At 69.8% G+C, this 11696-nt stretch carries 20 protein-coding genes; all 20 read left to right on the forward strand.

Going from position 1 to position 11696, the window contains the following annotated elements:
* The first annotated feature begins 51 nt into the window (after nt 1-51).
* The 20 genes from ABZT03_RS40770 to ABZT03_RS40865 all read left to right on the forward strand — a co-directional run bounded on the left by ABZT03_RS40770 (nt 52) and on the right by ABZT03_RS40865 (nt 11635).
* Entirely contained in the window at nt 52-342 is a 291-nt protein-coding gene (locus ABZT03_RS40770) for a hypothetical protein (protein ID WP_356048809.1), read from the forward strand.
* Nucleotides 339-599 carry a hypothetical protein gene (locus ABZT03_RS40775; RefSeq protein WP_356048810.1) on the forward strand — a complete coding sequence of 87 codons (261 nt, stop codon included), beginning with the start codon at nt 339-341 and terminating at the stop codon, nt 597-599. Before ABZT03_RS40770 ends, ABZT03_RS40775 begins: the two co-directional genes overlap by 4 nt.
* A complete protein-coding gene (locus tag ABZT03_RS40780; protein WP_356048811.1) occupies nt 596-979 on the forward strand; it encodes a hypothetical protein in 384 nt (127 codons plus the stop codon). Before ABZT03_RS40775 ends, ABZT03_RS40780 begins: the two co-directional genes overlap by 4 nt.
* Nucleotides 976-1209, forward strand: coding sequence for a hypothetical protein (locus ABZT03_RS40785; RefSeq protein WP_356048813.1), 234 nt, complete (start codon nt 976-978; stop codon nt 1207-1209). The genes ABZT03_RS40780 and ABZT03_RS40785 overlap by 4 nt, the downstream gene beginning before the upstream one ends.
* Nucleotides 1206-2126, forward strand: coding sequence for a hypothetical protein (locus ABZT03_RS40790; RefSeq protein ID WP_356048815.1), 921 nt, complete (start codon nt 1206-1208; stop codon nt 2124-2126). The genes ABZT03_RS40785 and ABZT03_RS40790 overlap by 4 nt, the downstream gene beginning before the upstream one ends.
* The gene (locus tag ABZT03_RS40795) at nt 2126-3229 is read left to right on the forward strand and encodes a hypothetical protein (protein ID WP_356048816.1); all 1104 of its coding nucleotides are present in this window, start codon (nt 2126-2128) and stop codon (nt 3227-3229) included. Before ABZT03_RS40790 ends, ABZT03_RS40795 begins: the two co-directional genes overlap by 1 nt.
* Complete coding sequence (locus ABZT03_RS40800) at nt 3226-4044, forward strand: exonuclease domain-containing protein (RefSeq protein WP_356048817.1); 819 nt, start codon at nt 3226-3228, stop codon at nt 4042-4044. Before ABZT03_RS40795 ends, ABZT03_RS40800 begins: the two co-directional genes overlap by 4 nt.
* Nucleotides 4044-4496 carry a hypothetical protein gene (locus ABZT03_RS40805; RefSeq protein WP_356048819.1) on the forward strand — a complete coding sequence of 151 codons (453 nt, stop codon included), beginning with the start codon at nt 4044-4046 and terminating at the stop codon, nt 4494-4496. The genes ABZT03_RS40800 and ABZT03_RS40805 overlap by 1 nt, the downstream gene beginning before the upstream one ends.
* Nucleotides 4493-4753 (forward strand): hypothetical protein, encoded by a 261-nt coding sequence (locus tag ABZT03_RS40810; RefSeq protein ID WP_356048821.1) that lies wholly within the window; start codon nt 4493-4495, stop codon nt 4751-4753. The genes ABZT03_RS40805 and ABZT03_RS40810 overlap by 4 nt, the downstream gene beginning before the upstream one ends.
* Nucleotides 4750-5373 (forward strand): hypothetical protein, encoded by a 624-nt coding sequence (locus tag ABZT03_RS40815; RefSeq protein ID WP_356048823.1) that lies wholly within the window; start codon nt 4750-4752, stop codon nt 5371-5373. Before ABZT03_RS40810 ends, ABZT03_RS40815 begins: the two co-directional genes overlap by 4 nt.
* Nucleotides 5370-5906, forward strand: a complete 537-nt coding sequence (locus tag ABZT03_RS40820) for a WhiB family transcriptional regulator (RefSeq protein ID WP_356048824.1) — start codon at nt 5370-5372, stop codon at nt 5904-5906. Before ABZT03_RS40815 ends, ABZT03_RS40820 begins: the two co-directional genes overlap by 4 nt.
* On the forward strand, nt 5903-6361 hold the full coding sequence (locus tag ABZT03_RS40825; protein ID WP_356048826.1) for a hypothetical protein: 459 nt from the start codon (nt 5903-5905) through the stop codon (nt 6359-6361). Before ABZT03_RS40820 ends, ABZT03_RS40825 begins: the two co-directional genes overlap by 4 nt.
* A complete protein-coding gene (locus ABZT03_RS40830) occupies nt 6358-6654 on the forward strand; it encodes a hypothetical protein (RefSeq protein WP_356048828.1) in 297 nt (98 codons plus the stop codon). Before ABZT03_RS40825 ends, ABZT03_RS40830 begins: the two co-directional genes overlap by 4 nt.
* Nucleotides 6654-6953 carry a hypothetical protein gene (locus ABZT03_RS40835; RefSeq protein ID WP_356048829.1) on the forward strand — a complete coding sequence of 100 codons (300 nt, stop codon included), beginning with the start codon at nt 6654-6656 and terminating at the stop codon, nt 6951-6953. The genes ABZT03_RS40830 and ABZT03_RS40835 overlap by 1 nt, the downstream gene beginning before the upstream one ends.
* A gap of 11 nt (nt 6954-6964) precedes the next feature.
* Complete coding sequence (locus ABZT03_RS40840; protein WP_356048831.1) at nt 6965-8782, forward strand: AAA family ATPase; 1818 nt, start codon at nt 6965-6967, stop codon at nt 8780-8782.
* Between the two features lie 9 nt (nt 8783-8791).
* Complete coding sequence (locus tag ABZT03_RS40845) at nt 8792-9040, forward strand: hypothetical protein (protein WP_356048833.1); 249 nt, start codon at nt 8792-8794, stop codon at nt 9038-9040.
* Nucleotides 9040-10002: a hypothetical protein gene (locus tag ABZT03_RS40850; RefSeq protein WP_356048835.1), complete on the forward strand. Its 963-nt coding sequence runs from the start codon at nt 9040-9042 to the stop codon at nt 10000-10002. Before ABZT03_RS40845 ends, ABZT03_RS40850 begins: the two co-directional genes overlap by 1 nt.
* A gap of 111 nt (nt 10003-10113) precedes the next feature.
* Nucleotides 10114-10551 carry a hypothetical protein gene (locus ABZT03_RS40855; RefSeq protein WP_356048837.1) on the forward strand — a complete coding sequence of 146 codons (438 nt, stop codon included), beginning with the start codon at nt 10114-10116 and terminating at the stop codon, nt 10549-10551.
* A gap of 97 nt (nt 10552-10648) precedes the next feature.
* Nucleotides 10649-11080 (forward strand): hypothetical protein, encoded by a 432-nt coding sequence (locus tag ABZT03_RS40860; RefSeq protein WP_356048839.1) that lies wholly within the window; start codon nt 10649-10651, stop codon nt 11078-11080.
* A gap of 72 nt (nt 11081-11152) precedes the next feature.
* Nucleotides 11153-11635, forward strand: a complete 483-nt coding sequence (locus ABZT03_RS40865; RefSeq protein WP_356048841.1) for an NUDIX hydrolase — start codon at nt 11153-11155, stop codon at nt 11633-11635.
* The last annotated feature ends 61 nt before the right edge of the window (nt 11636-11696 follow it).

The following is an 11696-nucleotide window of genomic DNA, read 5'->3' on the forward strand; positions in this document are numbered from 1 at the left end:
GCCAGTGCAGCAGGCCCTCCGCGAGGACGAGCCCGCGACGGGCGGTGCGAAGTGAGCACGCCCACGCAGGACCTCGCTGACTGGTTCGCGGCCGTGTTCCTCGGCCTGTCCCTCAGCGCGGCCACCGCGATCCCGTTCGTGCTGCTCGTCGACATGGACTCCGTCGACCCGCGCCCGGCGGTACGCCGTGCTGCCGGTGCCGTGCACCAGGTCGCCGTGCACGCCGGCCACGACTGGAACCGCGTCAGCGTCGCTGCTTGGCGCGCTGTGCGTGACGTGGTCCTCGACGCGGCTGCGCTCCTCATCCTCCTCACCATGAGCCCGAAGGGGGCGCTCCGTTGAACGGGCCCCAGCACTACCGCGAGGGCGAACGCCTCCTCGCGCTCTCCGAGCACACGCCGTCGAACTACGACGAGACCAACCCTGCCGCGACCCTGCTGGCCGCGCAGGCAACCGCGCACTTCCTCGCCGCGCAGGTCGCCGCAACCGCCATGCAGGCCACCGTCGGCGGCACCGAGCTCGGCCCGGGTGAGGACGCGTTCCAGGCCTGGTTCGACGCAACTGGCGTGAAGCCCGAGTCGAAGGGAGGCGACCGATGAACCGCATCCGCCTGATCTGGCACCGACTTACCCGCCGCCCCGCGATCACCGAACCCATGCGGATCCACACCCGCCGCATCCCCGACGGCCTCCTCCTCGACTTCGAGGACTACTTCACCTACGTGATCGAGACGATCGCCGACGACCCCGAACTCCTCGACCTCCTCATGGAAGTTGTCGAGGACCGGGGCATGGCCCGCGAGCACGACGGGTGGGAGCCGGAGCAGCTGCTCGTGGAGCGGCTGGCCGAGCGGGTGGGGCACGAGATCCCGTTCCGTGGGAAGGCGCTGGCCGCGCTGGCGGACCGGCTGAGGGCGGGAATCCCGGCTCCGGCCCTGTTCATCCCGGAGCAGCGCACCGAGGGCGGTGCTGCCGCGTGAGCACCGAGCCGACCCGCCGTACGCATCTCCTCGCCGCCATACAGGCGCACGGGCGGCCCGTGTCCACCCAGCTCGCCGAGCAGCTCCTCGCCGGCACCGAGTGGGCGGCCGGCCGCAACACGGTCCGCAAGGGATTGCGCGGCCTCGCCCGGGCGGGCGACCTCATCCCCGTCGACACCGGGCAGGGCCGCCTGTACCGCCTCACCAGCTCGAAGGACGACGCCTCATGACGATCGCTGCGCAGGCTGGGGCGGACACCGCCCCGGCCGCCGGCCGCCGCCGCAAGGCCGCGCCCCCCGCACCCACCGGCGCCGACCGCATCCCCCAGCCCTCCCAAGGCTGGTACCGCGTCCCCGGCACCGACATCAAACTCCGCCGCGTCACCACCATCCTCAGCCAAGGCTTCCCGAAACCGCAGCTCGTGTTCTGGGCCGCGAACCTCACCGCCACCGACGCCTTCGCCACGCTGCCCCGCCTCGTCGCCGCCTCGCTGAACCCGGCCGAGAAGGAAGCCGCCTACGACTGGCTCCGCAAGGGCCACATCCGCAAGAAGGACGAGCGCGGCGACATCGGCGGCGCCGTACACGACGTCATCGAAGCCCACGTCCTCGGCACGCCGATCCCCGAGTCGTTCCTCTCCGACGAGGAGATCGCCCCGTTCATCGACAACTTCCTCCGCTTCGTGCAGGAGTGGGAGATCGAGTTCGAGGCCTCCGAGATGACCGTCGGGAACCTCACCGACGGATGGGCCGGGAAGCTCGACTACCTCTTCCGCTCGCGCCTCATCGCCCGCCTGCTGAAGGTACCGCCGCAGACGCTGTTCATCGGCGACACCAAGACTGGCGGCGAACTGGATGAGAAGGGCGTCTACCCGGAAGCCGGCGCACAGATGTCCGCCTACCGGCGAGCCGAGGTCTGCTGGCTGCGGGACGGCACCCAGTTGCCGATGCCGAAGATCCACGACGTCGGGATCGTCCTGCACCTGCGGCCCGAGGGCTACCGGCCGATGCCGTTGAAGTGCGGCGACGACGTCTACGAGGTGTTCCGCCACGTGCAGGCGGTCGCCGAGTTCCAGCGCGTCCTGTCCAAGTCCGTTGTGGGTGAGGCCCTCACCCTCCCCGAGCTCACCGAAGAGAGGGCCGCCTGATGCCCATCCTCACCCTCCAGCAGCGGCTCCGGGAACTGGGCCGCATCCGCATCGGCCAGAAGGTCGCCACAGCGAAGGGCGGCACCCGGCCGGGCAAGCTCGACCGGTTCCGTCTCACCAGCCCGTCGAAGGAGCTGATTGAGCGGGTCGCCAAGCAGTACGGCGGGACCGTCAACGCGTGGACCCCGGACGGCGGCGCGGGCCAGTACGAGGTCATCACCGACTCGAAGCGCATGCCGATCCATGTGCCGCCGCAGCCCGTCTCGCAGTACTTCGAGCTGTGGTCCGGCGGCGGCTGCCAGCGCCGATGCGACGGCGTCACCGAGCTGCTGAAGGACCGGCCGTGCATCTGCGGCCCGGATCCGGAGCAGCGCTCGTGCAAGCCGACGACCCGTCTGAACGTCGTCCTCTCGGAGATCGAGGGTGTCGGGGTGTGGCGGCTGGAGTCCCACGGCTACTACGCAGCTCTCGAACTGCCGGGCGTGGCCGAGCTGCTGTCGCAGACCGGCGGCTACGTCGAGGCGTTCCTCGGGCTGGAGCAGCGCACCGCCAAGCGGGACGGGCAGACCCGGCACTGGATGGTCCCGACGATCGACGTGGCGGTCACGCCGGCAGCGCTGATGTCGGGGGCTGCGGCGGTCGGCCAGGCGGTCGAGGGCGGTCCGACCCGGGCCGCGATCGAGGCGCCTCGCCCGGACTATGTGCGGCTCGCCTCCGCGGCGGCCAACGCCGACGAGGTGCGCGCCGTGTACAAGCAGGCGTTCGACGCCGGCCACATGAACAAGGAGATCGGCGACGCGCTCACCGCGCGGGCCGCCGAGCTTGGCGCACCCCGCAAGGAGGAGCCGTCCACGCCGCCGTCTGGGGATCCGGAGCCTGCACCGGATGCCGAGGGCGTGTACGAGGGTGAGGTCGTCGATGACCCGGCCGACGTGCAGGAGGTCTGGTTCCAGGTCATCGCCGCAGCTGGCGCGCGCGGCATGGACACGGAGCAGGTCGAGGCCGGGTTCGCCCGGCTGAATGGCGGGACGCATCCGTCGTCCGGGACCGTCGCGCAGATGACCGCCTACCTCGCCGCGGTGAAGGCGGGTGACGTCCGATGATGCCCTGGCACCTCGGCCGCATGGCCGCCCTCGACTTCGAAGCATCCGACAAGGACCCCGAGACCGCCCGCATCGTCTCCGGCGCCCTCATCCTCGTCGGCGGCGGACTCCCCACCGACACCCGCACCTGGCTCATCAACCCCGGCATCCCACAGGAGCCCGGAGCGATCGCCGTCCACAAGCTGACAGACGAGCACCTCGCCGAACACGGCACGCCCGCCGACCAGGCCATCCCGGAGATCGCCAAGTCCGTGGCCGAAGTCATCGCCGGACAGGTCCCGCTGGTCGGCCACAACCTCGGCAGCTACGACCTCAACCTGTTGGACCGCGAGTGCCGCCGCCACCTCGGCGACAGCCTCGAAGGAGTCTGCCGCAACCCCCTCGACCGGGTCATCGACACGATGCTCCTCGACAAGCAGGTCTGCCCGTTCCGCCGCCGGGTGTCGGAGACACAGGGCCCGTACCAGATGCGGACCACCGCGGAGACGTACGGCCTGGGGTGGGACGAGGACGCGGCGCATGGCGCCGAGTACGACGCCCTGATGTCGGCGCGGGCCGCGTACCGGATGGGTGCGATCGCGCACCGGCCGCGGGCGGAGCGCCCGGTGTGGGTGCACCAGCTGCGGACGCAGCGCTTCGACTCGCTGGCTGGGGTGTCGGTCGAGGACTTGCATCAGATGCAGATCGGGTGGGCGCGGGAGAACGCGGCGTCGTTCCAGGAGTGGTTGCGGACGAAGGCGCCGGAGGGCAAGCGGGATCCGGATGCGGTTATCGATGGTTGCTGGCCGCTGCGCCCGGTTGGGGGTGAGGCGTGATGTTCGGTCTCACCACCACCCGCCGGCTCCGTACGGAGCTGGCCGCGGCCTACGCCGAAACCAGCCGGCAACGCCGCCGCGCCGAGACCGCCGAGGAGGACCGGGACGTCGCCATCTTCAACCGCAGGCAGGTCCTCGGCACCAACGCCAGCCTCGACGCCGACAACCGCCGGCTCACCGGCCGCAACCTCGAACTCGGGCGCCGTATCTCCCTGCTCACCGAGTCGGACCCCGAGCACGCGGGCCGCCTGGACGTGCGGGTGACGCGGCTGTTGAAGGTCGCTGCTCGCATCCTCCGCGCTTACGAGGAGGAGAAGGCGCGCGCTGACCGGCTGCAAAGGCGTCTCGACGACTCGATGGGCTTGAACACCAGCCGTGTCCGTGACGGCCGGCATTGGCAGCACACCCGTGACGACAAGCGGACGCCTCGCACGAAGGAGGCGCAGCTGTGATCCCTCCGGAGATTCAGCTCGGCGCGGGCGCAGTGCTCGGGGCCCTGATCACTGCCACGGGCGCCGCCCGCTGGTACGTGCGGCCCATCACCCAGCCCGGCCGGCACCGCGCACCCCGCGCCCTCCCCGTCCCGGTCATCGAGCAGGCGTTCCGGTTCTGCCTGCCGTGCGGGGTGGAGACGGCCGCGGTCCTGCACCGGGATGGCTCCCACACCTGCACCGAAGACCACACGACAGCCCAGGGGGACCCGACATGACCACCCTCTTCGACCTCACCACCGCACCCCCGGCCGTACCCCGGCCGCTCGACCTCCCCACCGTCTACGGCCTCGACCTCTCCCTCACCTCCACCGGCATCAGCGACGGCACCACCGCCGAAGCCCTCATCCCCAAACACCTCGACGGACACCCCCGCCTCGAATTCCACCGCCGCAGCATCCACGAACGCATCCCCGACGAAGCCAGCCTCGTCGTCATGGAAGGGCCAGCGATGTCCCTCGGCTACCGGCCCGGCGTCGAGGAAATGACCTACCTCCGCGGCCTGGTCAAGCACGACCTGTGGCGCCGCCGCATCCCCCTCGCGGTGTGCTACCCGCAGCACCGCATCATCTACGCCACCGGCGTGGCCAATCCCGCGAAGGACTATCCCGCGAGCAAGCGGAAGACCATCGCGAAGGGCATGGTCCGCGACGTCGTGGTTCGGGAGTACGGGGTGCCGTGCGAGGGACGCGGGAGCTACGACCAGGCCGACAGTGTGATCCTCGCGGCGATCGGCCTGCACTGGCTGGGCTATCCACTGGTCGTTGTTCCGGACTCGCGTCGGCGCGCGCTGAAGGCTGTGGCGTGGCCGGAGAACATCCCGGCGGTGGCCCGATGAACTACACCGGCGGTCGCGCCACCGACTGGCGTGACGCGGCGGCCTGCCACGGCGAAGACCCGGAGATCTTCCACGCAGGGGAACGCAACCGGAGCGCAACAGCAGACGCACGCGCCATCTGCAGCCGCTGCCCTGTACAGACGGGGTGCCTCGCCGCCGCGTACCAGGAAGGCGACGAGTACGGCATCCGCGCCGGGATGACACCCCGCCAGCGCAACGCCCACCTCCGCAGGGCAGACGGAGACATCTCGCGCGCCGTCGCCACCGCACTGCAGGACGCGGCGCTCATCCTCCGCAACCTCTACCACCTCCACGCCCAGCCGACCGGTGACGGGCACGTCCTGTGGACGGACGGCCGGCACTTCATCAACGTGCGCAGCAAGCCCTACACGGTGCACCAGCTCGCCTGGATCGCCCTCCACGGGACACAGCCGCATGGGCACGTACAGCGGGCATGTGACGTCGAAGGGTGTGTCGCGGAGACGTGCCTGACGGACCGGCGGATGCGGGAACAGGCAGCGGTCGCCGTATGAGCGCCCTCATCCCACAGCCCTGCGGATACGTCAGTGGCGCGCACGACGGCCCCACCAGGTACTACGCCTGCGGCTGGCGCTGCGCCACCCACGCCCTCACCGCGCACCGCCGAGTCTCGGCCGACGACCACGCCGAGCCCGCTACTCCGGTCGTCGCAATCCGCGCGGCCATCGAACCGGCTGGGGGCGAGGGCCTCGACCTGCAGGTTCGGGACGCGCTCTTCATCGACCTCGGTGAGGGCTACGAGATCAAGAAGGACGGCCCGCGCAAAGGCCAGATCTGGTGGAAGCGCGACCCGCGTGCCCGCTACGAGTGCCTGCCTTGCCAGTACGCGTCGCCCGTCGTCCATGGCGCCGATGAGGTACGCGCCTTCGTCGCCACCATCCGCACAGACCACCGGGCCATCTGTCCGGGGCGCCCCGCTCAACCCACCGAAGGAGCAGCAGCCGCATGACCACCGTGAAGATCGATCCCAAGGTTCTCGCCGACGTCGAGAAGGCCATCCGCCCCCACGCCAAGGGCCTGTTCACCAACCTCGGCTCCAACGTCATGGCCATCGTCGAGCTGTCGTCCGTCGAGCGCATCGAGCCCGGCCCCGACGAGGAGAAGCCCGACACCGTCAAGGTCCGCATCGTTGACATGGAAGTCGCCAGCGACGAGTTCACCGATGAGCGGCTGCGTCAGCTCTCCCAGGAGCTGTACCAGCGGCGGACCAGCGAGGGCACCTTCGACTCGCTCACCGCCTGATGGCCGGCCGCACGCGGGGCGGCGCCCACACTCAATGCCCCGCGTGCGGCCACCCGCTCCTCAGCCAGTCCGTCGGGCAGGTCGCCGCCATCACCGCGACCGTCACCCTGCACCCCGCCGAGGAGCGCCTGCCGTACCCGCAGGCCGCGGCAAGGCGGACACCGAACGACCTCGTCTGGTGCCTGCCTCGCCTCCCCTATCGGGCGCTGCGCCTGCGTTGGACCGGGCCCAGACATCCGCCGGACTGCCCCCACCAGCACCTCACGACCCACAAGTGCCCGCCGACCACGCTCTTTTGAGGAGACCGCCCGTGAGCAACGTCCGCCACATGCAGCCGGACCAGGCGGACCCGCACGGCTCCGAGCAGTACGACGCCGAGCGATACGTCCTCGGCGGCAGCATGCACAAGCCCCGCGACATCCCCGCCGTCCGGGCGCTCATCCGGGGCGCCGACTTCGCGCTGCCGCAGCACGAACGGATCTGGAACGCGCTCGGCCACCTCTACGACCACGGCACCGAGATCAACCCCTTTACGCTCCGCGTAGAACTGGAGCAGCGCAAGGAACTCGGCCTCGCCGGAGGCCTCGCCTACATCAACCAGCTCGGCGACTGGGCGCTCGACGCCGAGTATCACGCCGAACTCGTCCGCAAGGCCGCCGACCTGCGGGCCGAGGCGGACCTCGGCCGGCGCATCGTTCAACAGGCCACCGCCCCTGACGCCGAACCGGGCGCCGCGGTCACCTTCATCGACGACTACCTCCAACGCCAGAAGGAACGGGCCCACGGCCGCTCCGGTGACCCCGCCGATGCCCTCCTCGCCGAACTCCTCGACGCCTCCAGCCTCGACAACATGCCCACGCTGGAGCCCCTCGTCGGCGATCTCCTCCACCTCGACTCCCTCGCCCGAGTCGTCGGACCGTCCGGGCACATGAAGAGCTTCATGGTCATCGACTTCGCAGCCCACGTCGGCACGGGCATGAAGTGGCACGGCCACCACGTCCGTCAGGGCACCGTCGTGTATCTCGTCGCCGAAGGAGCCCGCGGCATCCGCAAGCGCGTCCGCGCCTGGGAGAAGCACCACGGCGTCAAGATGACCGACGTCCTGTTCCTGCCCCGCCCCGTTCAGGCGATGAGCCCCGAGTGGGACACCCTCATCGAGGCGATGCGCCGCCTCGCCCCCTCGATGATCGTCATCGACACCCAGGCCCGCGTGTCCGTCGGCGTCGAAGAGAACTCCGCCAAGGAACTCGGCCTCGTCGTCGACCGCATGGAACAGCTCCGCGCCGCAACGGGCGCATGCGTCCTTGTCATCCACCACACCGGGCACGTCGGCGAGCACGGCCGCGGATCCTCATCCGCGAAGGGCGCCCTCCAGTCCGAACTCCACGTGTCAAAGAAGGGCGACCGTGCCGCCAACATCGTCGTCACCCTGAAGACCGGCAAGCAGAAGGACGACGAGGAGGGCAGCGACCTCCAGTTCGGGCTGAAGGTGATCACCCTCGACGGGGAGAAGAAGCCCGACGGACGGCCCGTCACGTCGGTGGTCCTGGAGTCGCTGGACCTGAGGCCCAAGCCGCTGGAGCGGGACACCCCCGAGTGGCTCGTCGTGGTCCTCGACCAGGCCGGCATCGACATGGCGTGGGGTGCGCCGCGGGTCATCAAGTGGTGCCAGACACAGAAGATCGACATGGCCAAGAACAAGATCGAGAAGGCCGTCCAGATGCGGAAGGCGCGGGACTCCTTCGACGACCCCAGATTGACCGCATCCGTCCCTTTTGCCGACCTCCCCAAAAACCTCCCCAGTGGCCCATACACGCAAACTCCCCAGCCCGAGTTGGGGAGGTCTGGGGAGTTCGGCGATAACCCCAGGTCAGACCTCCCCAAAAACGCTGGGGAGGTCATGGGGAGGCCCATCACCGAACCTCCCTCCCCAACCCCCCTTTCTAGGGGTTGGGGAGGTCAGGGAGAGGGCGGCGAAACGGACACCGCCGACACCCCCTCCAAACCCCTCTGCAACATCTGCCGACAGCCCATGAACGCCGACTGGGCAGCACGCGGCTACGACACCCACATCGGCTGCGACCCCGCCACCGGCAGCCACCCACGCCAACCCCACGACGCCGCCTAGGAGCACCCCATGACCAAGCCCAACGACACCAGTCGCATCGCCACCGAACTCACCACCCACCTCCTCCAAGCCCCCGACGGCCCCGACGCAGCCGCCTACGACCTCATCACCCAGCTCTGCCCCCGCGGCATCTACGACCTCCTGCCCCTCACCCTCCACCTCGCCGAAGCCTTCGGCGCCCTCCTGGAAGAACGGGCCGGCAGCCGAGAGACCGCTATCGAAGCCCTCAAGCGCCAGCCCGCCGAGGAGCGCAACTGATGGACGTCCGACCCCAAGACCTCCCCGAACTCCGAGCCGAACTCACCGCATGGAACAACGAACACGGGGCCGCCTACTTCACGGGACTCGTAGCAGCAGGGCACCAAGCCGTCCACCACAACGCAGCCAGTCCAGCAGCGGCAGGACGCTGGATCACCGCCACCGACTCCCACCGCCTCGCCGAGGCTGAGCTCTTCTTCGTAACGCGTGAGATGACGGAACTCGTCGTCACAGCAGCCCAAACCATGCCGGAATGGTCGCTAGCGCCCGAAGACCTGCCCACCCCCTACGGCCTCATCTATCTCGACGGCCTCTCAGAACTCCGCGAGTTCCCCACAAACGCCATGAGCTGGGGCCCATGCCCGCAGGAAGTCATCGACGCACGCAACCTTCGCGACGCCGGCCTATGGCTGAGCCACTACGTAGACATGACGGACCTGCCCAGCCTCCGAGACTCCTTCACCCGCAACGGCATGCCTACCCCCCGGCTCCTCTACACCGGCGAATCGATGTGCGCCTTCGGCAGCCACGAGCCCGGGAACGTCAGCTTCTATCGCGACCCAGAGACCCGCGACGTCATCAAGGCGACCCCCCAAGACCTCATCAAGCGCGTCGCCTCCCTGGCCGTCGTCAAAACGGCGTGGCTCCTCATGCAACAGCCCCTCGCGGATGACACCGAAGTCCAGCCAGACCGTGCTGTCCGCAAGCGCCTCCGTCGCGCCGGCCACGAACCCGCACCCGTCCGCGTCATCGAACTCCGACGCCCCAAGACCAGCAGCAGCCCCGGCGACAGCGAGACCAGCCGCGAGTACCACCACCGATGGATCACCCGCGGCCACTGGCGCCAGCAATGGCACCCCAAACGCCAAGTACACCGCCCCGTCTGGATCGCCCCCCACATCAAAGGCCCCGAAGGCGCACCCCTCATCGGCGGCGAAAAGGTCTACGCCCTCAAGCGCTGACCCAACCCGCAGGAGAGCCACCCATCCGGTTCCAGCCAGACCCGCACGAAACACACCACACCACCCGCCAACAACACCCAACCAACCACGCCCCACGACAGGAGACACCCCGTGACCTTGCACGACGAACTGAACCGGATCGGCTACGAAATGCTCAGCCGCCGTGTCCGCGCCGCCGAGGACTTCACCCGCAACGCCCTGGCGATGACGCCCTACACCACCGAGACCGCCACCGAGTTCGCCCACCGCCTCCGGTTCTTCGCCGAGCACTACCACCCCGAACTGATCGTGCGGCTGGAGGACCACCAGCGGCAGGAGATCTTGCCGCTCGCCGAGACCTGCGGCTGCGACCCGAACAGTGACGGCTACGAAGACGACCACTGCGAATCCGGGGATGACCTGGAAGACCTGTGCGCCCGTCAGCACCTCGGCTTCGTCTGCGCCAGCTGCGTCAACGAGGTCGGCAACGGCCCGTCGTGGCGGCCGGACCGCTTCGAGTGGCCGTGCCCGACCATCGCCCGCCTTGACGGCATCACCGCCGCCGTCTGACGTACTCCCGCCCGCCCGCGTCCGGGCCCGCGTCCACCACCCGCCAAACACACCACAGCACCGCACCCAGCCCGCCCCGCAACCGAAAGGCCACGCCATGACCAACCCGAAGCCCGCAGTCCCTGCGGTAGACCAGGCCGGCACGCTGCCCGCCTGGCTGTACCAGCGCTTCAACGACGCCCTGGACGCGCCCGCTTGGGACCTGCTCGGCGACGACGACCGGACGTACTGGGAACACCAAGCCCGAGCAGTCCGCCGCGCTGTCGCCCGCGACGGCTTCAAGGCCGTCGACGAGGCGGTCATCCGTGCCCGCGAGATCGAACTCGACGGCGGCGACGTGATGCTCCAGGAGATGAGCGTCGGCGACCCGATCGAGATCGAGAAGCAGACCGGTCCGCTGCGCCCCGGCTGCTGGGTGATCACTGGCTTCGAGTGCGAACGCCGCTGCCGCGCCCGCGTCCGCCGACTGACGGCGGAGGAGATCCAGGCCGCACGTCGAGGCGAAGCCTTCGCCCGCACCTACGAGTGACCTCATGCCGCACGGCCGTCCCGCGCGCTGATATCGCGCGGGCCGGCCGCCCAACCACAGACCGGAGACCCGATGCCCGACACCACACCCGCCGCCGACCTGGCCGTCCTCGCCCCGCTGGCCCGCGTCATTACCGAGGCCGTCCACGAGACCCCCGTCCGACTCGGCACACGAGACGGCGCCGTCGACCTGATTCAGCAGCTGATCATCCGCACCGCCACCTACATGGGCAGCGAACTCCCCGCCACCCCCGGTCTCGCCCGCCACATGATCGACCTGGACGGGGAGCGGCAGCAGCAGTTGGCGAAGTGGGGCGAGCAGCACCACCCCGACGGGACCGGCGGATCCGGCGCCTTGTACGTCGCCGACCGCTACCGCTCGATCGTCGACCAGGGGCTGGAGGACGGCTCCGTTACATGGCGCGACGTCCTGCTGGAAGAGGTCTTCGAGGCGCTCGCCGAGCCTGACCCCGCCCGTCTGCGCGCCGAGTTGGTCCAGGTCTCCGCTGTCTGCGCCGCATGGATCGCGGACCTCGACAGCCGCCCGTCCGCCTGACCGTCCGTCCGTCGGGGCCTCACCCCACCGCAGCCCACACCCACCAGGAGCCACATATGCA

Source organism: Streptomyces sp. NPDC005574, assembly GCF_040605435.1.
Taxonomy (GTDB): Bacteria; Actinomycetota; Actinomycetes; order Streptomycetales; family Streptomycetaceae; genus Streptomyces.